This window comes from Duganella sp. CF517 (genome assembly GCF_900110275.1).
In the GTDB taxonomy this organism is placed as follows: domain Bacteria; phylum Pseudomonadota; class Gammaproteobacteria; order Burkholderiales; family Burkholderiaceae_D; genus Rugamonas.
On record NZ_FODC01000005.1, the window covers coordinates 86,036 to 110,176 of the forward strand.

At 63.1% G+C, this 24,141-nt stretch carries 23 protein-coding genes and 1 tRNA gene; 22 read left to right on the forward strand and 2 right to left on the reverse strand.

The annotated features are described in order from the left end of the window. Positions 1 to 52: 52 nt before the first annotated feature. From BMX85_RS19715 to BMX85_RS19785, 15 genes are all read left to right on the forward strand, one after another. Positions 53 to 1,975 (forward strand): PrkA family serine protein kinase, encoded by a 1,923-nt coding sequence (locus BMX85_RS19715; protein WP_090322575.1) that lies wholly within the window; start codon positions 53 to 55, stop codon positions 1,973 to 1,975. Between the two features lie 78 nt (positions 1,976 to 2,053). Further along, positions 2,054 to 3,322, forward strand: coding sequence for a YeaH/YhbH family protein (locus BMX85_RS19720; protein WP_090322580.1), 1,269 nt, complete (start codon positions 2,054 to 2,056; stop codon positions 3,320 to 3,322). Positions 3,323 to 3,357: 35 nt separating this feature from the next. Further along, positions 3,358 to 4,908, forward strand: coding sequence for a SpoVR family protein (locus tag BMX85_RS19725; protein ID WP_090322583.1), 1,551 nt, complete (start codon positions 3,358 to 3,360; stop codon positions 4,906 to 4,908). A gap of 518 nt (positions 4,909 to 5,426) precedes the next feature. Continuing rightward, positions 5,427 to 6,089 carry an energy transducer TonB gene (locus BMX85_RS19730; RefSeq protein ID WP_090323785.1) on the forward strand — a complete coding sequence of 221 codons (663 nt, stop codon included), beginning with the start codon at positions 5,427 to 5,429 and terminating at the stop codon, positions 6,087 to 6,089. Between the two features lie 86 nt (positions 6,090 to 6,175). Continuing rightward, positions 6,176 to 7,105, forward strand: a complete 930-nt coding sequence (locus BMX85_RS19735) for a MotA/TolQ/ExbB proton channel family protein (RefSeq protein WP_218147382.1) — start codon at positions 6,176 to 6,178, stop codon at positions 7,103 to 7,105. A 6-nt stretch (positions 7,106 to 7,111) separates the two neighbouring features. Then, on the forward strand, positions 7,112 to 7,540 hold the full coding sequence (locus BMX85_RS19740; RefSeq protein WP_090322587.1) for an ExbD/TolR family protein: 429 nt from the start codon (positions 7,112 to 7,114) through the stop codon (positions 7,538 to 7,540). Positions 7,541 to 7,597: 57 nt separating this feature from the next. Further along, positions 7,598 to 8,029 carry an ExbD/TolR family protein gene (locus BMX85_RS19745; RefSeq protein WP_177196829.1) on the forward strand — a complete coding sequence of 144 codons (432 nt, stop codon included), beginning with the start codon at positions 7,598 to 7,600 and terminating at the stop codon, positions 8,027 to 8,029. 72 nt (positions 8,030 to 8,101) lie between these two features. Further along, positions 8,102 to 9,325 (forward strand): tetratricopeptide repeat protein, encoded by a 1,224-nt coding sequence (locus BMX85_RS19750; RefSeq protein ID WP_229210576.1) that lies wholly within the window; start codon positions 8,102 to 8,104, stop codon positions 9,323 to 9,325. Positions 9,326 to 9,505: 180 nt separating this feature from the next. Further along, positions 9,506 to 10,507, forward strand: coding sequence for a bifunctional riboflavin kinase/FAD synthetase (locus BMX85_RS19755; protein ID WP_090322598.1), 1,002 nt, complete (start codon positions 9,506 to 9,508; stop codon positions 10,505 to 10,507). Between the two features lie 63 nt (positions 10,508 to 10,570). Beyond that, entirely contained in the window at positions 10,571 to 13,441 is a 2,871-nt protein-coding gene (gene ileS / locus BMX85_RS19760) for an isoleucine--tRNA ligase (RefSeq protein WP_090322602.1), read from the forward strand. A 75-nt stretch (positions 13,442 to 13,516) separates the two neighbouring features. Beyond that, entirely contained in the window at positions 13,517 to 14,020 is a 504-nt protein-coding gene (lspA, locus tag BMX85_RS19765) for a signal peptidase II (RefSeq protein ID WP_090322605.1), read from the forward strand. A 16-nt stretch (positions 14,021 to 14,036) separates the two neighbouring features. Further along, positions 14,037 to 15,260, forward strand: coding sequence for a bifunctional phosphopantothenoylcysteine decarboxylase/phosphopantothenate--cysteine ligase CoaBC (coaBC, locus tag BMX85_RS19770; RefSeq protein ID WP_177196830.1), 1,224 nt, complete (start codon positions 14,037 to 14,039; stop codon positions 15,258 to 15,260). A gap of 13 nt (positions 15,261 to 15,273) precedes the next feature. After that, on the forward strand, positions 15,274 to 15,723 hold the full coding sequence (dut, locus tag BMX85_RS19775; protein ID WP_090322612.1) for a dUTP diphosphatase: 450 nt from the start codon (positions 15,274 to 15,276) through the stop codon (positions 15,721 to 15,723). A 19-nt stretch (positions 15,724 to 15,742) separates the two neighbouring features. After that, positions 15,743 to 16,840, forward strand: a complete 1,098-nt coding sequence (locus BMX85_RS19780) for a M48 family metalloprotease (protein WP_090322618.1) — start codon at positions 15,743 to 15,745, stop codon at positions 16,838 to 16,840. Positions 16,841 to 16,845: 5 nt separating this feature from the next. Continuing rightward, complete coding sequence (locus tag BMX85_RS19785; protein WP_090323791.1) at positions 16,846 to 17,247, forward strand: surface-adhesin E family protein; 402 nt, start codon at positions 16,846 to 16,848, stop codon at positions 17,245 to 17,247. A 13-nt stretch (positions 17,248 to 17,260) separates the two neighbouring features. On the opposite strand, the gene BMX85_RS30555 is transcribed toward BMX85_RS19785, so the two are convergent. Continuing rightward, a complete protein-coding gene (locus tag BMX85_RS30555) occupies positions 17,261 to 17,398 on the reverse strand; it encodes a hypothetical protein (protein ID WP_177196831.1) in 138 nt (45 codons plus the stop codon). A 43-nt stretch (positions 17,399 to 17,441) separates the two neighbouring features. On the opposite strand from BMX85_RS30555, the gene BMX85_RS19790 reads away from it, so the two are divergent. The 5 genes from BMX85_RS19790 to BMX85_RS19810 all read left to right on the forward strand — a co-directional run bounded on the left by BMX85_RS19790 (position 17,442) and on the right by BMX85_RS19810 (position 22,381). After that, on the forward strand, positions 17,442 to 18,464 hold the full coding sequence (locus tag BMX85_RS19790; protein WP_090322624.1) for an XdhC family protein: 1,023 nt from the start codon (positions 17,442 to 17,444) through the stop codon (positions 18,462 to 18,464). 115 nt (positions 18,465 to 18,579) lie between these two features. After that, positions 18,580 to 19,470, forward strand: a complete 891-nt coding sequence (locus BMX85_RS19795) for a DMT family transporter (protein WP_090322627.1) — start codon at positions 18,580 to 18,582, stop codon at positions 19,468 to 19,470. Continuing rightward, on the forward strand, positions 19,467 to 20,375 hold the full coding sequence (locus BMX85_RS19800; RefSeq protein WP_090322631.1) for a DNA-3-methyladenine glycosylase family protein: 909 nt from the start codon (positions 19,467 to 19,469) through the stop codon (positions 20,373 to 20,375). The genes BMX85_RS19795 and BMX85_RS19800 overlap by 4 nt, the downstream gene beginning before the upstream one ends. Before the next feature lie 58 nt (positions 20,376 to 20,433). After that, positions 20,434 to 21,306 carry an acetyl-CoA carboxylase, carboxyltransferase subunit beta gene (gene accD, locus BMX85_RS19805; RefSeq protein WP_090322634.1) on the forward strand — a complete coding sequence of 291 codons (873 nt, stop codon included), beginning with the start codon at positions 20,434 to 20,436 and terminating at the stop codon, positions 21,304 to 21,306. 28 nt (positions 21,307 to 21,334) lie between these two features. Next, on the forward strand, positions 21,335 to 22,381 hold the full coding sequence (locus BMX85_RS19810) for a MerR family transcriptional regulator (protein ID WP_090322638.1): 1,047 nt from the start codon (positions 21,335 to 21,337) through the stop codon (positions 22,379 to 22,381). 126 nt (positions 22,382 to 22,507) lie between these two features. Here the strand turns inward: BMX85_RS19810 and BMX85_RS19815 are convergent. Further along, positions 22,508 to 22,584: transfer RNA gene (locus BMX85_RS19815), tRNA-Met, on the reverse strand. A 174-nt stretch (positions 22,585 to 22,758) separates the two neighbouring features. On the opposite strand from BMX85_RS19815, the gene BMX85_RS19820 reads away from it, so the two are divergent. Then, complete coding sequence (locus tag BMX85_RS19820; RefSeq protein ID WP_090322642.1) at positions 22,759 to 23,346, forward strand: NUDIX hydrolase; 588 nt, start codon at positions 22,759 to 22,761, stop codon at positions 23,344 to 23,346. Then, complete coding sequence (aat, locus tag BMX85_RS19825) at positions 23,343 to 24,071, forward strand: leucyl/phenylalanyl-tRNA--protein transferase (RefSeq protein WP_090322647.1); 729 nt, start codon at positions 23,343 to 23,345, stop codon at positions 24,069 to 24,071. Before BMX85_RS19820 ends, aat begins: the two co-directional genes overlap by 4 nt. Positions 24,072 to 24,141: the final 70 nt, after the last annotated feature.

The following is a 24,141-nucleotide window of genomic DNA, read 5'->3' on the forward strand; positions in this document are numbered from 1 at the left end:
CCGTAACTGCCGGTGACCCGTGACTGGTAGGCTTACATTAAAGGACACCCAAATGACCATTTTTGACAACTACGCCGCACGGTACGAACGGACCAAGGAAGAAGAGATGTCGATGAAGGAATATCTCGACCTCTGCAAAAAAGATCGACTCACCTACGCGAGCGCCCCCGAGCGCATGTTGGCCGCCATCGGCGAACCAACCCTGGTCGACACCCGCAACGATACCCGGCTGTCGCGCATTTTTGCCAACAAGGTCATCAAGATCTATCCCGCGTTCCGCGAGTTCTACGGCACCGAGGAAGTGATCGAGCAGGTGGTTTCCTACTTCCGCCACGCCGCCCAGGGCCTGGAGGAACGCAAGCAGATCCTTTACCTGCTCGGTCCGGTGGGCGGCGGCAAATCGTCGATCGCCGAAAAGCTCAAGTCGCTGATGGAACACGTGCCCTTCTATTGCCTCAAGGGCTCGCCGGTCAACGAATCGCCGCTCGGCCTGTTCAACGAGGAAGAGGACGGCGTGCTGCTGGAAGAGGATTACGGCATCCCGCGCCGCTACCTGCGCAACATCCCCAGCCCGTGGGCCGTCAAGCGCCTGCACGAATTCAACGGCGACATCAACCAGTTCCGCGTGGTCAAGCGCTACCCGTCCGTGTTGAAACAGGTGGCCATTTCCAAGACCGAGCCGGGCGACGAAAACAACCAGGACATCTCCTCGCTGGTCGGCAAGGTCGACATCCGCAAGCTCGAGGATTATTCGCAGGACGATCCGGACGCCTACAGCTACTCGGGCGGCCTGTGCCTGGCCAACCAGGGCTTGATGGAATTCGTCGAGATGTTCAAGGCGCCGATCAAGGTGCTGCACCCGCTGCTGACGGCCACGCAGGAAGGCAACTACAAGGGCACCGAGGGCTTCGGCGCGATCCCGTTCGACGGCATCATCCTGGCCCACTCGAACGAGTCCGAATGGAAAACCTTCCGCAACAACCGCAACAACGAAGCGTTCCTCGACCGTATCTACATCGTCAAAGTGCCGTACTGCCTGCGCGTGACCGACGAGATCAAGATCTACGACAAGCTCGTGGCCAACTCGTCGCTGTACCAGGCCCCGTGCGCGCCCGGCACCTTGAAGATGATGGCGCAGTTCGCGATCCTGTCGCGCCTGAAGGACCCGGAAAATTCCAGCATCTTCAGCAAGATGCTGGTCTACGATGGCGAAAACCTCAAGGACACCGATCCGAAGGCCAAGTCCATGCACGAGTACGTCGACTACGCCGGCGTCGACGAGGGCATGAACGGGCTGTCGACGCGCTTCGCGTTCAAGATCCTGTCGAAGGTCTTCAACTTCGACAACACCGAGGTGGCGGCCAATCCGGTGCACCTGTTATACGTGCTCGAGCAGCAGGTCGAACGCGAGCAGTTCCCGCCCGAGACCGAGCAGAAATACTTCTCGTACATCAAGGAGCACCTGGCGCAGAAATATGTCGAGTTCATCGGCAAGGAAATCCAGACCGCGTACCTGGAAAGCTATTCCGAATACGGCCAGAACATCTTCGACCGCTATGTCACGTTCGCCGACTTCTGGATCCAGGACCAGGAATACCGCGATCCGGACACCGGCGAGAGCTTCGACCGCGAGTCGCTCAACAACGAGCTCGAGAAGATCGAGAAGCCGGCCGGCATTTCGAATCCCAAGGATTTCCGCAACGAGATCGTCAACTTCGGCCTGCGGGCGCGCGCCAATAACGGCGGCAAGAATCCCGCCTGGACCAGTTATGAGAAATTCCGCACGGTGATCGAGAAGAAGATGTTCTCCAATACGGAGGAACTGCTGCCGGTGATCTCCTTTAACGCCAAGGCCAGCGCCGAGGACGCCAACAAGCACGCCGACTTCGTCGCGCGCATGGTGGAAAAAGGCTACACGGCCAAACAGGTCCGTTTGCTGTGCGAATGGTATTTGCGCGTGAGGAAGTCCTCTTAAGCAGTATTGCCGCAGCCGCGCCGACCCGCCACGGCGGCGGCCGGCGCGGCGCCGACCCATCGCAGCAGGAGGCATCTTTTGACTTACCTCATCGATCGACGTTTGCAGGGCAAGAACAAATCCGCGGTCAACCGCGAGCGCTTCTTGCGGCGCTACAAGTCGCAGATCAAGGACGCGGTGGGACGGGCCATCAAGGGCCGCTCCATCACCGACATTGAAAACGGCGAGAAGGTCTCGATCCCCGTCAAGGACGTGGGCGAGCCCTCGTTCGGCCACGCCCATGGCGGCGTGTGGGAAACCATCAACCCCGGCAACCAGGAATACCAGAAAGGCGACCTGATCAACCGGCCCAAGGGCGGCGCCGGCTCCGGCCGCGGCAAGGCCGGCAACAGCGACCAGATGACCGAGGATGACTTCATCTTCGAGCTGTCGCGCGAAGAGTTCATGAACTATTTCTTCGAGGACTTGGAACTGCCGCACATGGTCAAGACGCAGCTGACCGCGACGACCGAATTCAAGAACCAGCGCGCCGGCTACAACATGTCGGGCACGCCGTCCAACATCCACGTGCTGCGCTCGCTGCGCGGCGCGCTCGGCCGGCGCATCGCCGTCGGCGGCAACTCGCGCAAGCGGCTGCAGGAAGCCGAAGCCGAGCTCGAGCAACTGCTGCGCGACGGCGAGGCGCTCGACGCCCCGCACGTGCTGGAGCTTAAGAAATTAATTCACCACCTGCACACGCGCTTGCTGGCGATCCCCTTCATCGACCCGTTCGACCTGCGCTACAGCAACCGCATCAAGGTGCCCAAGCCGATGACGCAGGCGGTGATGTTCTGCATCATGGACGTGTCCGGCTCCATGGACGAGACCCGCAAGGACACGGCCAAGCGCTTCTTCATCCTGCTGTACCTGTTCCTCAAGCGCGTCTACGACAAGATCGACGTGGTCTTCATCCGCCACCACACGGCCGCCGCCGAGGTCGACGAGGAGGAATTCTTCCACTCGCGCGAATCGGGCGGCACGGTGGTGTCGTCGGCGCTGCACCTGCTCGACAAGATCATCGAGGAGCGCTACGGCGCCGGCAGCTGGAACAGCTACGTGGCGCAGGCGTCGGACGGCGACAACTGGGACAACGATTCGGTGCTGTGCCGGCAACTGCTGATCAACACCATCATGCCCAAGGTGCAGTACTACACCTATGTCGAGATCACCGACGGCCCGCCGCAAAACCTGTGGGAGCAGTACTCGCAGATCCCGGACCACCACGCCAACTTCGCCATGCAGAAAATAGTCACGCCGGCCGATATCTATCCGGTGTTCCGCGAACTGTTCAAGAAACAGCCGAAATAGGCGGCCGCGCCGGCCGCCCACCTAGCGAGCGCCCCATGAACGACATGACGCACCAGCCCTCCCCCAAGCCGCGCCATCCGCGCGCCCTGCCCGAGCAGTCCGAATGGACGTTCGAACTGATCGAACAGGCCCACCAGGAAATCCGCCGGGTCGCCGAGAACTTCGGGCTCGACACCTATCCGAACCAGCTCGAGATCATCACCGCCGAGCAGATGATGGACGCCTACACGTCGGTCGGCATGCCGGTGTCGTACAACCACTGGTCGTTCGGCAAGCATTTCCTGTCGACCGAAAAGGGCTACAAGCGCGGCCAGATGGGCCTGGCCTACGAGATCGTCATCAACTCCGACCCGTGCATCGCCTATTTAATGGAGGAGAACAGCCTGACCATGCAGGCGCTGGTGATCGCGCACGCGGCCTACGGCCACAACTCCTTCTTCAAGGGCAATTACCTGTTCCGCACCTGGACCGACGCCGAGGCCATCGTCGACTACATGGTGTTCGCCAAGAACTACATCGCCGAGTGCGAGCAGCGCCACGGCATCGACGCCGTCGAGCTGCTGCTCGACTCCTGCCACGCGATCCAGAACTACGGCGTCGACCGCTACAAGCGGCCGGCCAAGCTGTCGATGATGGAGGAACGGGCGCGCCAGAAGGAGCGCGAAGCGTACGTGCAATCGCAGATCAACGACCTGTGGCGCACCCTGCCGCGGCGCGAGGAGGAGGAGGCCGAAAAGGCGGCGCCGCGCTTCCCGCCCGAGCCGGAGGAAAACCTGCTGTACTTCATCGAGAAATACGCGCCGCTGCTCGAGCCGTGGCAGCGCGAGATGGTGCGCATCGTGCGCAAGATCAGCCAGTACTTCTACCCGCAGCGCCAGACCCAGGTGATGAACGAGGGCTGGGCCACGTTCTGGCATTACACCATCCTCAACCAGTTGTACGACGAGGGCGTGGTCGCCGACGGCTTCATGATGGAGTTCCTCAAGAGCCATACCAACGTGGTCTACCAGCCGCCCGTCAACAGCCCCTATTACAGCGGCATCAACCCGTACGCGCTCGGCTTCGCGATGATGACGGACATCCGCCGCATCTGCGAAAACCCGACCCCGGAGGACCGCGAATGGTTCCCAGACATCGCCGGCAGCGACTGGCGCAAGACCCTCGACTTCGCCATGCGCAACTTCAAGGACGAGAGCTTCATCGCCCAGTACCTGTCGCCCAAGCTGATCCGCGAGTTCCACTTTTTCGCCGTGCTCGACGACGACAACAACGAGAAACTGGCGATCTCGGCCATCCATGACGACCTCGGCTATCGTTACGTGCGCCAGCAGCTTGCAGAACAATATAATCTCGGCAATCGGGAGCCCAACATCCAGGTCTGGTCGGTCAATACCCGCGACGACCGCGCCCTGACGTTGCGCCACACGCAGTTCCAACGCCGTCCGCTGAACCAGCAGGCCGGCGAGGTGCTCAAGCATGTGGCGCGGCTGTGGGGCTTCGACGTCCACCTGGAAACGGTGGCGCCGAACGGCGAGGTGGTCAGCACGATGGAGGTCAAACGGGAGAAACGCGCCCGGGGAAGTTGACCAACATATATAGAGTGCGCTCGCGAGCGGCCGTGCGAAGTCAGGCACGGCTCTTGCAAGGTCTAAGTCGGGGTCAGGGGCGGTGCTCTGGCCCCGGTTTTTTTTGGTAAATGCATGACGCGGTCGGGAAGTCAACAGCTTTTTACGGCTTTTGAGAAATTACCTCTCGCAACAATTTCATGAACGAAACATTCGCGGCCAAATTATCAACTGTTGGTAGTAAAATTACGCTGATAATATTCCGTGAATGGGCTTAAGGGAAAACTAAGTAACGTGGTAGCCTGCCATGCCCCAATTCTGCGCCGTGCACGCTTGCCCGGTGAACCAATTTGGTGCAAAGTGAGCGCTATCACATAGGAAAACCCTATGAAATTTAACCGGTTTTAGGGATGAAAATTCTATGTAAAATCAAGAATTCGTATGTATAATTCGCCGACGTCCCGGATGCGGCTGTTGTTTTGTGTCGCCATTTTGGGGTTTAGTAGCAACAAAAAGAGTTGGTATTGGAGAAAGCAGGCATGAATTTCACGCACAACGAGAAAAGCACCGGGAAGAACTTTACAGGCATTACCATTGTCGTTTTGTTGCACGTCCTGGTTGCTTATGGAATCATAACGGGCCTGGGAACCCGCCTGGTGGCAAAGATGGTCGCCCCAGTGGAGACAAAGATCATCGAGGAAGTAGCACCTCCTCCACCAAAGGAACTCCCCCCACCGCCACCTCCGCCAGAGATGAAGGCTCCCCCGCCACCATTCATCCCGCCAGTCGAGGTGAACGTGCAGCAGCCGCCGCCGCAGCAGAACGTGATCGCCAACGCGACCAACGTGAAGCCGCCGACGACCGAGATCCAGAAAGCGCCGCCGGCACCAACAGCGCCGCCGACCCCTGGTCCGGCCAAGGCTGTCAACGTTGCCGCGGTCGCCGACTTCAGCACTTGCGCCAAGCCGGAATGGCCGAAGTCGTCGCTGCGTAACGAAGAAACGGGAACGGTGACGTTGTCGTTCCTGATTGCTGCCGATGGCCGCGTTGCCGACTCCAAAGTCGTCAAATCGAGTGGCTTTAGGGATCTGGACAAGGCAGCGGTTAGCGGCATCAGCAAATGCCGTTTCAAACCGGGTCTGACCGACGGGAAACCGACGGAAGCGTGGATGCAGATGCAATACGTCTGGACGCTGGAGTAAAAACCGAGACAGCTGTGTCGTCTCACTTAGTAAGTTTCGTTGTCATACATTCAGCGATCTGATTATTTTATCAATTTGGAGGAAGCATGTTTAAGAATACCCGTTTGTCCGCTGTACTGGCCGCTGTGCTGTTTTCCGTGACCGCAGCCACCGCCCTGGTAAGCGCCCCAGCTTTCGCTGACGCGCCAGCCTCGGCAGCTTCGGCTCCAGCAGCCGCTCCAGCGGATGCGGCAGCAGCACCAGCACCGGCGGCCGACGCCGCTGCTGCGCCAGCAGCAGACGCAGCTCCGGCAAAAGCCGCCGGCGGCCATGAAGAAGTGGAAAATCCATATGGCTTCAAGGCGGTGTGGGACGCAGGCTTCGTTTCGCGCGGCACGCTGATCATCCTGTCGATCATGTCGATGGGTTCGTGGTACATCATCATCACCAAGCTGATCGATCAGGCCAAGATCTTCAAACAGTCGAAAGAAACCTCGGCCAAGTTCTGGAAAGCATCGTCGATCGCTGCTGGTTCGGCTGCCCTGAAAGAAGGCTCGCCATTCCGCTTCATCGCCGAGACCGGCACCAAGGCCACCGTGCACCATGACGGCGCCCTGCTGGAACAAATCGACCTGTCGACCTGGGTGACGATGTCGATCCAGCGCGCTGTCGACAAAGTTCAGTCGCGTCTGCAAGACGGCCTGTCGTTCCTGGCAACCGTCGGTTCGACCTCGCCGTTCATCGGTCTGTTCGGTACCGTGTGGGGTATTTACAATGCGCTGATCGCCATCGGCATGTCGGGTAACGCTTCGATCGACAAGGTTGCAGGTCCGGTCGGTGAAGCACTGATCATGACCGCCTTCGGTCTGTTCGTCGCCGTTCCAGCCGTTCTGGGTTACAACTGGCTGGTGCGTCGTAACAAAGCCGCGATGGAAGATGTCCGTTCGTTCTCGGCCGACGTGCACTCGGTGCTGATCTCGGGCGCGATGTCCACCAGCGAAGCTGGCCGTCTGGCCGGCGCTAAAAAGATTGGATAATTAATCATGTCGATGTCCGTAGGCTCCGATAGCGGAGACGAAGATCAAGTCATGTCGGAAATCAACACGACGCCCCTCGTGGACATCATGTTGGTTCTGCTGATTATCTTCCTGATCACGAGCCCGGTTGTTCTGAAGCTGATCAAGATTAAGCTGCCAGAAGAAACCAACCAGGTCATTCAGACTAAGCCGGAAGATGTCAACATCGTTGTGAGCAAGGATGGCGACATCTACTGGAACCAGAAGAAGATGCGCGACGCGAATGAGCTGTTCGACAATCTGAAGGTGGAAGCAGTGAAATTGCCGCAGCCGGAAGTACACGTACGTGGCGACCAAGAAACACGCTACGAAGCGATCGGCAAGGTTATTTTCACTACCCAGCGCGCTGGTATCCAGAAGGTCGGCTTCATCACCGAACCGCCTGATAAGGGTTAATCCCCGTTAGCGCACCGCAGGCCGGAACCCGGCCTGCCCTTCTTAAAAGGAAACATCATGAGTATGAATGTCGGCTCTCCGGCGGCCGCCGGCGCGGATCCGGAACCAATGATGGAAATGAATATGACGCCCCTCATCGACGTGATGCTGGTGCTGATTATCATGATGATCATTACGATTCCGAAAGCCAACCACTCGGTCAACTTGAACATGCCGGTCGGCACCCCGCCGCCACCGACCAAGGACCCAGTGGTCATCACGATCGACGTTGACTTCGACGGTACGATTCTGTGGGATAACAACGTCGTTCCCGACCGCGCATCCCTGGAAGCGAAACTGACCGAAGTCGCGGCCCAAGCCGACCAACCGGAAGTGCATCTGCGTCCGAACAAGCTGGTCGAATACAAGGCCGTCGCCGGCGTCATGGCGGCAGCGCAGCGTCTCGGCGTCACCAAAATTGGCCTGGTCGGCAACGAACAGTTCCAATAAATTTGTTCTATGTTCAACGATAGGCAGGACCATTCCTGCCTATTTCGCATTTTGAAGAAAGAAAACTTACCCATGACCAAGTTTCGTCTCGCTCATCTCGGCCTGGTAATGGCCGCTATTGGTTTTACAGCAGCAGCTCCAATTGCAGGTTTTTCGTCGGTCGCCTACGCTGCCGAAGCGGTGCGCGCTGAAATCGGCAAACCATTGCAGGAAGCACAGAAACTGGCTGCGGCAGGAAAGAACAAAGAAGCGGTAGCAAAACTGAAGGAAACCGACTCGGTCGGTAACAAGAGCGCCAACGAAACCTATCTGATCGAACGCACCCGCGCCTCGGCCGCCGCCTCCGCCGGCGACTACGACACCGCCGCGCGCGCCTTCGAGAGCGTGATCAACTCGGGCAAGCTGTCGGCCGCCGAACAACCGAAATTCACCCAGGCGCTGGCCGGTATCTACTACCGCATCAAGGATTATCCGAAAGCGATCACCTGGATCCAGCGCGCGCTCAAGGACAATCCGAACGACGGCGCCATGCACGAACTGCTGATCCAGACCTACTACATCAGCGGTAAATACCCCGAGGCCGCCAAGGAACTGCAAGCGTCGAAGAACCTGAACGAAGCCCAGCTGGGCATGCTGGCCAACATCCAGCTCAAGCAGAACGACAAGGCCGGCTACGTGCAGACCCTGGAACGCATGGCGGCCAGCTATCCGAAGCCACAGACCTGGGCCGACCTGCTGCAACGCGTGCAGGCCAAGCCGGGCTTCTCGCCGACCCTGTCGCTCGACGTGCTGCGCCTGCGCCTGGCCAACGGCCTGCTGACCAAGCCTTCCGAGTACATGGAAATGAGCCAGTTGTCGCTGCAGGCGGGTAACCCGGCCGAAGCGATCAAGATCATCAACGAAGGCTACAAAAAAGGCGCGCTGGGCACCGGTTCCGACGCCGCCCGCCACCAGCGTCTGAAAGACCTGGCCGCCAAGACCCAGGCCGAGTTCGACGCCAAGCAGGCCACCGACGAAGCCGAAGCCGTCAAGGCCAAGGACGCCGACGCGCTGGCCAACATGGGCTACGCGCTGGTGTCCGCCGGCAAGGCCGACAAGGGCCTGGCGCTGATGGACCAAGCCGTCAAGCTGGGCACCGGCCGCAATCCGGAAGCGATCAAGCTGCACTACGGTATCGCGCAATCGATCGCCGGCAAGAAATCGGCCGCGTTGTCGACGTTGAAATCGGTCAAAGGCACGGACGGCACCGCCGACCTGGCCCGCTACTGGACGCTGGGCCTGAACAAAGCCGCGTAATCCGGCCGCGTTGGGACCCTGAAAGCGCTGTCTGCTCCGGCAGGCGGCGCTTTTTTCCATTTCAGCGACCGGAAAGCGGGCAAAAAGCCCGTTCCCGCCCCCGCCCATGCCCATTGCGGATGTGCATCGCCGAAACAAACCGTATAATCCTCCATTTAGCGACAGTTCCCCCAGATTCCCATGAAGGTATTTCGAGGTCTCCCCAACGCGGCGGCGCGCGCGCCGTGCGCGCTTACGATCGGCAACTTTGACGGTGTCCACCTCGGCCACCAGGCATTGCTGGCCCGCGTGCGCGCCGCCGCCACCGGCCTCGGCCTGGAAGCGGCGGTGATGACCTTCGAGCCGCACCCGCGCGAATTTTTCGCCAACAAGGCCGGCGACCCGTCCAAGGCGCCGCCGCGCATCGCCAACCTGCGCGACAAGCTGCAATCGCTGTCCGACAACGGCATCGACCGCGTCATCGTCGAGCACTTCTCGGCGCCGTTCGCCGCCCTGACGCCGCAGGAATTCACCGAAAAGGTGCTGGTCGAGGGCTTGCACGTCAAATGGCTGATGGTCGGCGACGACTTTTGCTACGGCGCGCGCCGCGCCGGCAACGTCCAGATGCTGCTCGAGGCGGGCAAACAGTACGGCTTCCACGTCGAGACCTTGCCGACGGTGATGAACGGCAGCACCCGCATCTCGTCGTCGGCCGTGCGCGCCGCGCTCGCCGAAGGCGACTTCGGCCACGCCGAGGCGCTGCTGGGCCATCCGTACGCGATCTCCGGCCACGTGATCCACGGCCAGAAGCTGGGCCGCACGCTGGGCTTCCCCACGCTGAACCTGCGCGTGTCGCACCGGCCGGCATTGTCGGGCATTTTCATCGTCCAGGTGCACGGCCTGGCCGAGCGGCCGCTGCCGGCCGTCGCCAGCCTCGGCGTGCGCCCGACCGTCGACGACAGCGGCCGCGTCCTGCTGGAAGTGCACGTGTTCGACTTCAACCAGGGCTGCTACGGCAGGCAGGTGCGGGTCGAATTCCTGCAAAAGATCCGCGACGAGGAAAAATACGTCGACCTGCCGACGCTGACGGCCGCCATCCACCGCGACGCCGACATCGCCCGCGCCTACTTCGCGCGGCGCGACGGCGCGGCCGCCGCCTCCGGCGACCTCGTCAGCGCGACCAACGCCACCGACCGAATTTGAGCGCGCGACCAGCTACGCGCGCCGGCTACACAGAATTCCCGCATACATCACTGAAGAAAAAACATGTCCGATAAAAGCAAAGCCCCGAAGAAGCCTGAAAGCAAGTACCCGGTCAACATGACCGAAACCCCGTTCCCGATGCGCGGCGACATGGCCAAGCGCGAGCCGGGCTGGGTGCAGCAATGGCAGGATAAGAAAGTCTACGAGCGCGTGCGCAAGGCCGCCGCCGGCCGGCCGAAATTCATCCTGCACGACGGCCCGCCGTACGCCAACGGCGACATCCACCTCGGCCACGCCGTCAACAAGATCCTCAAGGACATGGTGGTCAAATCGCGCTCGCTGGCCGGGTTCGACGCGCCCTACGTGCCGGGCTGGGATTGCCACGGCATGCCGATCGAAATCCAGATCGAAAAACTGTACGGCAAAAACCTGCCGACCGCCGACGTGCTGACCAAGGCCCGCGCCTACGCGCTCGAACAGGTCGACCGCCAGCGCAAGGACTTCATCCGCCTGGGCGTGCTCGGCGAATGGAACAATCCCTACCTGACGATGAACTTCTCGAACGAGGCCGACGAACTGCGCGCCCTCGGCAAGATGCTCGACAAGGGCTACGTCTACCGCGGCCTGAAGCCGGTCAACTGGTGCTTCGATTGCCAGTCGGCCTTGGCCGAGGCCGAGGTCGAATACCAGGACAAGCGCGATCCGGCGATCGACGTCGGCTTCAAGTTCGCCGAGTTCGACAAGCTCGCCAGCGCCTTCGACCTGGTCCAGCTGCCCACCCACGAAGGCTACATCGTCATCTGGACCACCACGCCGTGGACCATCCCGTCCAACCAGGCGCTCAACGTCAACCCGGAAGTGACGTACGCGCTGGTGCAAACCGCGCGCGACGGCCAGCCGCTGCTGCTGATCCTGGCGCAGGACCTGGTCGAATCGTCGCTGGCGCGCTTCAAGCTCGAGGGCGTCACGATCGCCACCTGCCTGGGCGCAGACCTGGCGGGCATCAGCTTCCTGCATCCGCTGCACGCGGCAGACACTTTCTACAACCGCCTGTCGCCGATGTACCTGGCCGACTACGTGACCACCGAGAGCGGCACCGGCGTGGTCCACTCGGCGCCCGCCTATGGCCTGGACGACTTCATCTCCTGCAAGGCGCACGGCATGGCCGACGACCAGATCCTGACCCCGGTCATGGGCGACGGCAAATTCATCCCGGCGCTGCCGCTGTTCGGCGGCATGACGATCTGGGAGGCGTCCAAGCCGATCTGCAACGCGCTGCGCGAGGCCGGCGCGCTGTTCGAGGTCAAGATGTTCGACCACAGCTACATGCACTGCTGGCGCCACAAGTCGCCGATCATCTACCGCGCCACGTCGCAGTGGTTCGCCGGCATGGACGTCAAGCCGAAGGACGGCGGCGCCACGTTGCGCGAAGCGGCGCTCAAAGGCATCGCCGAGACCAAGTTCTTCCCGGACTGGGGCCAGGCGCGCCTGCACGGCATGATCGCCAACCGTCCCGACTGGACCCTGTCGCGCCAGCGCCAGTGGGGCGTGCCGATGGCCTTCGTGGTGCACAAGGAAACCGGCGCGCTGCATCCGCGCACGCCGGAGCTGCTCGAGCAAGTGGCCCGGCTGATCGAAAAGGGCGGCATCGACGCCTGGCTCGCGCTGGATTTGAAAGACCTGATCGGCGACGAAGCGGCCGCCTACGCCAAGAACAAGGACACGCTCGACGTCTGGTTCGATTCCGGCACCACCCACCAGACCGTGCTGCGCGGTTCGCACAAGGAGCAGTCGGCCTTCCCCGCCGACCTGTATCTGGAGGGTTCGGACCAGCACCGCGGCTGGTTCCACTCGTCGCTGCTGACGTCGTCGATGCTCAACGGCACGCCGCCGTACAAGGCGCTGCTGACGCACGGCTTCACCGTCGACGGCGAAGGCAAGAAGATGTCCAAGTCGCTGGGTAACACGCTGGCGCCGCAGAAGATCTCCGACACGCTCGGCGCCGACATCCTGCGCCTGTGGATCGCCTCGACCGACTACACCGGCGAGCTGTCGATCTCCGACGAGATCCTCAAGCGCGTGACCGAAGCCTATCGCCGCATCCGCAACACGCTGCGCTTCCTGCTGGCGAACATCTCGGACTTCGATCACGCGCGCGACGCCGTGCCGGTGGCCGAGATGCTGGAGATCGACCGCTACGCGATCGCCAACATGGCCGCGCTGCAGAAGGAGATGGAAGCCCACTACGAACAGTACGAGTTCCAGCCGGTGTATTCGAAGCTGCAGAACTACTGCTCGGAGGACCTGGGCGGCTTCTACCTCGACATCCTCAAGGACCGCCTGTACACGTCGGCCGTCGGTTCGCACGCGCGCCGCTCGGCGCAGACGGCGCTGTGGCACATCACGCAAAGCCTGCTGCGCCTGATGGCGCCGGCGCTGTCGTTCACGGCGGAGGAAGCCTGGGCCATCTTCGCCGGCGAGCAGGCGTACCGGGCCAGCGACGAGACCATCTTCACGCAAACCTGGTGGCAGCTGCCGCAGCCGGCCGACGCCGAGGCGCTGCTGGCCAAGTACACGGCCCTGCGCGCGGTGCGCACCGACGTGACCAAGCAATTGGAGGACTTGCGCACCTCGGGCGCGATCGGTTCGTCGCTGCAGGCCGAGCTGACCATCAAGGCCGCCGGCGACAAGTACCGGCTGCTGGCCAGCCTCGAGGACGACCTCAAATTCGTCTTCATCACGTCGCTGGCGCAAGCCGTCGAAGTGGCGGCCGACGCCGATGAAGCGGTCGAAGTGGCCGCCTCCACGGCCGAGAAGTGCGAGCGCTGCTGGCACTACCGCGCCGACGTCGGCGCCCACGCGGACCATCCGACGCTCTGCGGCCGCTGCCACAGCAATCTGTTCGGTGCGGGCGAAAAACGCAAGTTCGCTTAATATTGGGCCCGCCGATTTCCGACCGCGCGGCGGTCGGATCGGCGGCGCCGTCGCCACGAACCTCTCTGATATTTTATGGCCACTAAAAAAATCTTCCCGACCAAGTCGTCCTCCAGCCTGATTCCCTGGCTCGGCATCGCCTTCATCGTCATGCTGATCGACCAGCTGTCGAAGATCACCATCACCCGCACCTTCCAGCTGGGCGAGGAAAAATTCATCACCTCGTTCTTCAACCTGGTGCTGGCCTATAACAAGGGCGCGGCCTTCAGCTTCCTGCACAACGCCGGCGGCTGGCAGCGCTATTTCTTCACCGGCATCGGCATCGCCGCCGCCGCCTACATCATCTACCTGTTGAAAAAACACGGTGGGCAACGCATGTTCTCGTGGGCGCTGTCGCTGGTGCTCGGGGGCGCGGTCGGCAACGTCATCGACCGCCTGCTGTACGGCCACGTGATCGACTTCCTCGATTTCCATTGGGCCGGCTGGGGCCACTTCCCGGCGTTTAACATCGCCGACGCGGCCATCTGCATCGGCGCGGCGCTGTTCATCCTCGACGAACTGCGGCGCGTGAACAAATAAGCGGGAGAGCGGCATCATGGAATTGACTGGTAAAAAAATCGTCCTCGGCCTGTCCGGCGGCGTGGCCTGCTACAAGGCGGCGGAACTGTGCCGCGCGCTGACCAAGGCCGGCGCCTCGGTGCAGGTGGTGATGACCGACGCCGCCACCCACTTCATCACCGCCGTCACCATGCAGGCCCTGTCGGGCAACAAGGTGTTCAGCAGCCAGTGGGACCCGCGCGTCGACAACAACATGGCCCACATCGACGTCACCCGCGACGCCGACGCGATTTTGATCGCGCCCTGCTCGGCCGACTTTATGTATAAGCTGGCGCACGGCGTTTGCGACGACCTGCTGTCGACCATGTGCCTGGCGCGTCCGCGCCGCGTGCCGCTGCTGGTGGCCCCGGCGATGAATGTGGAAATGTGGCAGAACCCGGCCACCCAGCGCAACGCCCGCCAACTCGAAGAAGATGGCATCGTCATCTTCGGCCCGGCGGCCGGCGACCAGGCCTGCGGCGAGGTGGGCATGGGCCGCATGCTGGAACCGGCGCAGCTGCTCGAAGAGCTGATCGCGTCGTTCCAGCCCAAAGTGCTGGCCGGTAAGCGCATCCTGATCACCGCCGGCCCGACCTTCGAGCCGATCGACCCGGTGCGCGGCATCACCAACCTGTCGTCCGGGAAGATGGGCTACGCGGTGGCGCGCGCGGCGCGCGAAGCCGGCGCCGAAGTGGTGCTGGTGTCCGGTCCGACGGCGCTGCCGGCGCCGTTCGGCGTGCAGCGCATCAACGTCCAAAGCGCGGTGCAGATGCACGACGCGGTGCTGGCCAATGTCGACCACCAGCATATCTTCATCGCCGTGGCGGCGGTCGCCGACTGGCGCGTGTCCAATTCCAGCGAACAGAAACTGAAGAAGAATCCGGACGGCTCGGTGCCGGACCTGAAGTTCGAACAGAACCCGGACATCCTGGCCACGGTCGCCGCACGCACCTCGCTGGCCGGCCATCCGTACTGCGTCGGCTTCGCCGCCGAATCGGAAAACCTGATCCAGTTCGGCGCCGACAAACGCGAGAAAAAAGGCATTCCGCTGCTGGTCGGGAACATCGGCCACCACACCTTCGGCCAGGACGACAACACCATCATCCTGTTCGACGAAAACGGCCACACCATCCTGCCGCGCGCCGACAAACTGACCTTGGCGCGCCAGCTGATTTCCGAAATCTCCAAACGCATCTCGCAGCACTCGCTGTTCGCAAAATAATAGAGCACAACGCATGAAAAACATCGACGTCAAAATCCTCGACCCGCGCATGAAAGACCAGTTGCCGGCCTACGCCACGCCGGGTTCGGCGGGCCTCGACCTGCGCGCCTGCATCGACGCGCCGCTCACCATCGAAGCCGGCCAGACGGTGCTGATCCCGACCGGCCTGGCGATCCACGTCGCCGATCCGGGCTACGCCGCCATGATCCTGCCGCGCAGCGGCATGGGCCACAAGAACGGCATCGTACTGGGGAATCTGGTAGGCTTGATCGATTCCGATTACCAGGGCCAGTTGATGATCTCGACATGGAACAGGGGCAACAGCGCGTTCACGCTGAACCCGATGGAACGCCTGGCGCAGCTGATTATTGTTCCCGTCCTGCAAGTCGGTTTCAACGTCGTCGAAGAATTCGACACCAGCGAACGCGGTGCCGGCGGTTTCGGAAGCACCGGAAAACACTAAAAGAACTCGGAGACTAGGGATGGTCCAGCAACACAATTCGAAGAAATTCGCCACTATATCCCTGCTGGCCGCGGCCATGATGCTGTCGGCCTGTTCGACCTTCACCTCCAGGACGGCCGAACCCGCGCAGGGTCCGGTGGTCGCGCGCACGGTCGACGAAGGCGCCCCGGTGGTCACCGCCAAGATGGCCGCCGCGCGCCAGGCGCTCGGTCAGATGGTGGCGCTGCAGGACCGCCTGTACCGCATCGCCGGTCCGCTGTTGATCAACAACGCCGACCTGTGCCGCAACCAGGCCCGCAACCTGCTCGGCTTCACCGCCAAGAACAAATACTCGTACTCGGGCGAATTCGTCGACGCCGCGCAGGCGGTGCTGAACTACGGCGACCGCCTGGAAGTGGCCAGCGTGCTGGCCGGCAGCGGCGCCGCCCGCGTGGGCCTGCGCAAGGGCGACGTACTGCTGGCGGCCGAGGGCAAAAGCCTGCCGACCGGCCAGCACGCCGAGACCGAGGCGGCCGGCGTGCTGGGCCCGCTCGTGGCCAACAACCAGTCGCTCAACCTGATCGTCGAACGCAATGGCAGCAACCAGGCGCTCAAGGTGCCGGTCACGCGCGCCTGCGCCTTCAAGATCGACATCGGCAATTCGGACAACATCAACGCCTACTCGGACGGCCAGCGCGTGATGATCACGCGCGGCATGGTCAACTTCGCGCAAACCGACGAAGCCATCGCCTACGTGCTGGCCAAGGACATCGCCCACAATGTGCTGGGCCACGCCGCCAAGACGCGCTCGGCCTACACGGTCGGCAGCATCATCGACAACCTGGTCGCGGTGCGGCCGGACCTGTCGATGCTGATCGGCAGCGCCGGCATCAAGCCGATGCCGCAGGAACTGGACGCGGCGGCCGATTCGCTGTCGCTGTACATGGTGGCGCGGGCCGGCTTCAGCACGGCGCAGGCGCGCGCCTTCTGGCAGCGGCTGGCCAGCCAGTATCCCGCTTCGGTCTTGAACGGCTACACCGCCAACCACCCCGGCATCAACTACCGCCTGTCGGCGATCGACAAGACCGTGGCCGAAATCAAGGGCAAGCAGGCGGCCAAGAAGCCGCTGGTACCGTGAGCCACATGAGAACACCGGCGTTGATGGCGGTGGTGCTGATGTCGCTGGCCGTCTCGGGCGCCGCCCAAGCGGCGCAATGGCGCAAAGTCAGTTCGAGCCCGGGCAACGTCTTCTACATCGACAGCACCAAGGTCGTCAAAAAAGACAAGACCCGCAAGGTGTGGTCGCTGCAGTCCTATACCAAGGCGCAGCAGACGCCCGAGGGCAAGCCTTACCGCTCGGTCAAGGCGCAGCACCTGTATTCCTGCGAGGACCGCACGGCGGTGATGCTGTCGCAGGTGTTCTATCCCGAAACGATGGGCAGGGGCGAACCGGTCGAGAACTATATCTACGAAAAATTCAGCCCCGAGGAGGTGGCGCCGGGCAGTCCGTTCGAAAAAGCGCTGGCGAAGGTGTGCAAGCGCTGACTTCGCGCAAGCCTTAACGGATGTTCGGGAAATCGGGGAACACGGTCCCCATCAGCCAGGTCAGGCCGCCGCAGAACACCACGGCGATAATCAGCACGATCAGCAGGCGGCCGAATTTTGGTGAGCCGTCGTCTTCCTTGTGGTCGTTCATGGCAGTTCCTGCAAGCTTTGTAGAGGCGTAGTATATTCCATCCATGGACAGCATCGACCTCGAAGTACTCAAAACCAGCGCCGCGTGGATCGCCTCCGGGCGCCGCTGCGAACTTATCACCGTCATCAAGACCTGGGGCTCGAGCCCCCGTCCGGTCGGCGCCACCCTGGCCATCTGCGAAGATGGCACGGTGATCGGCTCCGTCTCGGGCGGCTGCATCGAGGATGACCTGATCGCCCGCGTGCGCGACGAAGGCATCAGCCGCAGCTTGCCCGAGATCGTCAGCTACGGCATCACCGCCGACGAGGCGCACCGTTTCGGCCTGCCCTGCGGCGGCACCATCGAACTGTCGATCGAACCGCTGTCGGAACGCAGCCGCGTCGCCGAACTGCTGGACCGGCTGGAGCGGCACGAACTGGTGCAGCGCCGGCTCGATCTGCACACCGGCGACGTCGAGCTGTCGCAGGCCGCGCCGGGCGCGCAGATGCAGGTCAGCGAGCGCGCCATGGTCACCCTGCACGGACCGCGCTGGCGCCTGCTGATCATCGGCGCCGGCCAGTTGTCGCGCTTTCTGGCGCAAATCGCCACCGCGATGGACTACCACGTCATCGTCTGCGACCCGCGCGAGGAATACCGCGCCGGCTGGCAGGTCGACGGCGTGCAGCTGGTGCACGACATGCCGGACGATATCGTGCTGTCGATGAAGCTCGACCACCGCAGCGCCGTGGTGGCGCTGACGCACGACCCCAAGCTCGACGACCTGGCGCTGATGGAGGCGTTGAAGTCGGACGCGTTCTACGTCGGCGCGATCGGCTCGCGGCTGAACAACAGCAAGCGCCGCGAGCGGCTGCTGGAGTTCGACCTGACGCCGGAACAGCTGGCGCGCCTGCACGGGCCGATCGGCCTGTACATCGGCAGCAAAACGCCGTCGGAGATCGCGATATCGATTCTGGCGGAGCTGACGGCGATCAAAAACGGCGTGCCGACGGCGATGCTGATCCCGCACGCCGCCTCGCCGGCGGCGCCGGGCGACACCGTCTGCGCCGTCGACAGCGGCGCGGTATAAAAGCGCAGGCGCAGACAATTCGAAAGCAACAATCGGCTGGTGCGATGGGCGCCGGCACGGGACAATAGCGCGGTCACGCAATTACGCAATCGCGCCAACCGCAACTGGAACCCGCATGAGCACCGCCAACCTCCTCCGCCTGATCTTCCTGGCCGCCATCTGGGGCGGCTCCTTCCTGTTCATGCGGATCGCCGCGCCGGTGCTGGGCGCCGCCGTCCTGATCGAATACCGCGTGCTGTTCGCTTCCCTCTTCCTGGCGGTGATCGCGGTGGTGCTCAAACAGCCGCTCAACCTGCGCAAACACTGGAAGCACTACTTCATCCTCGGCCTGTTCAACTCCGCGCTGCCGTTCCTGATGTTCGCCTTCGCCGCGCGCACGCTGTCGGCCTCCCTGCTGGCCGTGCTGAACGCCACCACGCCGCTGTGGGGCACGCTGATCGCCGCCGTTCTCACCCGCCAGATGGTCGGCGGTAAAGTCATGCTCGGCCTTGTGCTGGGCGCCTGCGGCGTCGCGCTGCTGGTCGGCTTCGACCATGTCAGCGCCAAACCCGGCGCCGGACTCGCGATCGCCGCCGTGCTGTTCGCCTCCTTCAACTACGGCATCGCCAGCAACTACGCCAAATCCGTCAAGGACGTCGAGCCGCTGTCCAACGCGCACGGCTCCATGTGGGCCTCCACGCTGCTGGTGCTGCCGGTGGTGCCGTTCTTCCCGGCGCCGGGCGAGCCGAGCATCGGCATCATGGGCGCCGTGATCGCGCTGGGGGTGCTGTGCAGCGGCATCGCCTACCTGATCTACTTCCGCCTGATCCGGGATGTCGGGCCGTCGTCGGCGCTGACGGTGACCTTCCTCAGCCCCCTGTTCGGCATCTTGTGGGGCACGCTGTTCCTCGGCGAGACGGTCGGCTGGTACACCATCGTCGGCGCCGCCATCGTCATCGCCGGCACCGCGCTGGTCACCGGCTTCCGCCCCCACTTCGGCCCGCTGCGCAAAGCCAAAACCGTATGAAAAGCTTCACGCTCGACCTGCCGGCCAACTACCGCCTGCGCGACGTACTGGCCTTCCACGGCCGCGACACCGAAAGCGTGGCCGAGGAAGTCGGCGCAAAGCGCCTGCGCAAAGGCGTGGTGCTTGACGGCGTGCCGGTGGTGCTCGACATCGGGCTTGCGCCAGCCAGCGCCAGCTGCGCGGTGCACGCCGACGGAAAGCTGTCCAAAGCCACGCAGCAGCGCGTGCGCGAGGCGGCGCTCAGCATCCTCGGTCTGCGCATCGATCCCGAACCGTTCCGCGCCTTCGCCGCCAAGGACGACATGTTCGGCCCTTTGACCTTGGCGCAGCCGGGACTGCGCATCGTGCAGTCGGCCACCGTGTTCGAAGCGCTGACCTGGGCCATCATCGGCCAGCAAATCAACCTGTCGTTCGCGATCTCACTGCGCCGCACCTTCATCCTGCAGGCGGGCCGCCGGCACAGCAGCGGCTTGTGGTGCTACCCGGAGGCCGCCGACGCGGTCAAACTGGGCATCGAGGATCTGACCGGCCGCAAATTCTCGCGCGCCAAGGCGGAGACCTTGCTGCGCCTGGCGAACCTGGTCGCCAGCGGCGAACTGCAACTGGACGCCACGCCGACCAACAGCATCGAGCAGATCTCGGCGGCGCTGCTGGCGGTCAAAGGCATCGGCCCGTGGACGGTCAATTATGGCCTGCTGCGCGGCTACGGTTACGCCGACTGCTCGCTGCACGGCGACGTCGCCATCCGCGCGGCGCTGCAACAGCTATTGGGTGAAGAGGTCAAACCCGACATGCCGCGCACCGAACAAATCCTGGCCCGCTACGCGCCGCACCGCACGATGGCCGCCGCACACCTGTGGGCCAGCCTGCACCCGCGCGGCGACGACGACAAAGATTCCGCTTGATCCTGACGTAACGTCAGGCTTTACGATTCCGGCATCTCCGACCACTACCAAGGATGCCATGAGCTGGATCGAAAAACTGCTGCCGCCCCGCTTCAACCGCAACGGCGCCGAACCGCGCCAATCGATACCGGCCGGCCTGTGGATCAAGTGTCCGGCGTGCGAAGCGGTACTGTACCGCGCCGATCTCGAAGCCAACCTGCACGTCTGCCCCAAATGCGGCCACCACCTGCGCATCCGCGCGCGCGCCCGTCTCGACGCCCTGCTCGATACCGGCGGCCGCCACGAGATCGGTCAGGAAGTGCTGTCCGTCGATCCGCTCAAATTCAAAGGCAGCAAAAGCTATCCGGCACGCCTGCAAGCGGCGATGGAAGCGACCGGCGAGACCGACGCGATCATCGTCATCGGCGGCGCCATCCTGTCGGTGCCGGTGGTGGTGGCCTGCTTCGAATTCGACTTCATGGGCGGGTCGATGGGATCGGTGGTCGGCGAGCGGTTCGTGCGCGGCGTGCGGGCCGCCATCGACCAGCACGTGCCGTTCATCTGCATCACCGCCAGCGGCGGCGCGCGGATGCAGGAAGGCCTGCTGTCGCTGATGCAGATGGCGAAAACCACCGCCATGCTGGCAAAGCTGGCGGAGAAAAAACTGCCGTTCGTCTCGATACTGACCGATCCCACATCGGGCGGCATATCGGCCTCGTTCTGCTTCCTCGGCGACCTGGTGATCGCCGAACCGAAGGCGCTGATCGCGTTCACCGGCGCGCGCGTCATCAAAAGCACCTTGGGGGTGACGCTGCCCGAGGGCTACCAGCGGTCGGAATTCCTGCTCGACCGCGGCGCCATCGACATGATCGTCGACCGCCGCGACATGCGCGCCGAACTGGCCTCGCTACTGGCCTTGCTGCTCAAGCTGCCGAAGGACGCGGTGGCCTGAACCGCCAGGCCGGCGTACACTATCGCGCATGAACGAACATCGCAATCACGCCGTGCTCAAAATCGGCGAACTGGCCGCCCGCTCCGGCCTGACGGTGCGCGCGCTGCACCACTACGACAGCATCGGCCTGCTGACGCCATCGGCGCACACCGATTCCGGCTACCGCCTCTACAACCGGGCCGACGTCGCCCGCCTGCACCAGATCCAGGCGCTGCGCCGCTTCGGCATGTCGCTGGCGGACATCGGCACCTTCCTCGCCAGTCCCGACGCGCCGTTCGCCGACATCGTCGCCCAGCAGATCGCCACCCTCGACCAGCAAATCGCGCAAGCGAGCGCGCTACGCGAACAGCTGTCGCACCTGCACCGGCAAATGGCCGGCGGCGGCGAGCCGGAGCTGGCCGACTGGCTGTCCACGCTGGAGATGATGAACCTCTACGACAAATACTTCACCAAGGACGAATTGCACCGCCTGCCCTTCTGGCAGCAGGACGCGCGCCGCAACAGCGGCTGGGCCGCGCTCGTGGCGCAGATACGGGACGTGATGGAAAAAGGCGTGCCGCCGTTCGACGCCGGGCCGCGCCAACTGGCCGAGCGCTGGATGCAAATGCTCGAGCGCGACACCGCCGCCAATCCCGACTTCGCGCGCCGCATCACGGTGATGATGGAGATTGAACCGGCCGCGCAACTGCACACCGGGATCACGCCGCAACTGAAGCAGTACGTGATCGAAGCGTTCGGCGAACACAAACTGGCGCTGTACGCCGACTATCTCGACGACGACGAATTACGCCGCATGCGCGTCGGGGCCAGCCAGCACGGCGCGGAGTGGATGGCGCTGATCGCGGCGGTCCATCGGCAGCTCGAAGCCGGCGCCGATCCCGCCGATCCGGCATCGCAAGCGTTGGCCCGCGAATGGACGACCTTGTTCAGCGCCCGCATCGGCGACAACCCGGCGACCTTGGAAAAGATACGCCACGCCCACACGCGCGAACCGCGATTACTCGTCGGGACATGGGTCACGCCCGCGATGCTCGATTTCATCCGCGCATCCCGCGCCACGTTGCCACCGGCCTGACTTGCCCGCCCGTTTGAGCGGGCGCAAAGTGAGGAACAATTGCTCGATAGCGACTACTTGCCATGAAGCCGCCGCACAAAAGAAAAAGCCGCTGATTCCTGTAAAGGAATCAACGGCTTTCGAATTTGGTTGCGGGGACAGGATTTGAACCTGTGACCTTCGGGTTATGAGCCCGACGAGCTGCCAGACTGCTCCACCCCGCGTCTGTGCAATCATTATAGGGCAGTTCAGCAATTTAGGCAATGTTAATCCTGAAATCGCGCGCGATAGTCCAAATAAATGCATTCCCCCGCTACCGTAGCCAATGCCGTGCGCGCCGCAATCGGTGTAAAGTAACCAACATGAACAAAAATATCCTCCGCTGAGCACCTTCCCCTATGAAATTCTGTTCCGAATGCGCCTCCCCCGTCAGCCTGCTGATCCCAGCCGGCGACAACCGTCCCCGCTACGTTTGCGAAAGCTGCGCCACCATCCATTACCAGAACCCGAAAATGGTGCTGGGCACGATTCCTGTGTGGGAACGCGATGGCGAGTTGAAAATCCTGCTGTGCAAGCGCGCGATCGAACCGCGCCACGGCTACTGGACGCTGCCGGCCGGCTTCATGGAAAACGATGAAACGACGGCCGAGGCGGCGATGCGCGAGACGCAGGAGGAAGCCGGCGCCAACATCGAACTGGGTAAACTGTTTTCACTGTTGAACGTCGCGCGCGTGCACCAGGTCCATATGTTCTACCTGGCCACCCTGCTCGACCTCGACTTCGCGCCCGGCGAGGAAAGCCTGGACGTGCAGATGTTCAGCGAGGCCGAGATCCCGTGGGACGACCTGGCCTTCCCCACCATCCGCACCACGCTGGAACTGTTCTTCGCCGACCGCGCGCGCATGCGGGAAGACCAAAGCACCGGCTACCGCTTCCACGCCCAGGACATCACGCGCGCGATGCGCTCGGACGCGGAACCGACGTGATCCCCTGGCTCGAACGCGACACGCCGTTCCCGGACGTCTCGCAAGCGCTGACGTCCGAGGCGCCCGGCTTGCTGGCAGCGGGCGCCGACCTGTCGCCGCAACGCCTGCTGATGGCCTACCGGCACGGCATCTTCCCGTGGTTCTCGGAGGGCCAGCCCATCCTGTGGTGGAGCACCGACCCGCGCATGGTGTTGATGACCGACCGTTTCCGCATCTCCGACAGCCTGAAGAAAACGCTGCGCAAGGTCGAACGCGAAATGGCCGCCGGCGGCCGCTGGCAGGTGCGCTTCGACAGCGCCTTCGAGGACGTCATGCGCGCCTGCGCCGCGCCGCGCCGGGACGGCCCCGGCACGTGGATCTCGGAAGACATCATCGACGGCTACACCGGCCTGCACCGGCTCGGCTACGCGCATTCGGCCGAGGTATGGCTGGACGGCGAGCTGGTCGGCGGCGCCTACGGCGTCTCGATCGGCCGCATGTTCTACGGCGAGTCGATGTTCGCGCGCGTGACCGACGGCTCCAAGATCGCGCTGGCCTACCTGGTCGGCTTCCTGCGCCGCCATGGCGTCAAGATGATCGATTGCCAACAGGAGACCGGGCACCTGGCCTCGCTGGGCGCGGCGCCGATTGCGCGCGCGCAGTTCCTGGCGCATCTGCGCAACAATATTGAATTGCCGCAAATCACCGTGTGGGAACCCATTGCACCGCTGGCTGCGGGCAGTTAAGCTAAAGGTGACAAGCGCCATACACAACTACGCGCTATCATAAGGAATCGAACCTCGCCATCGATAGGAC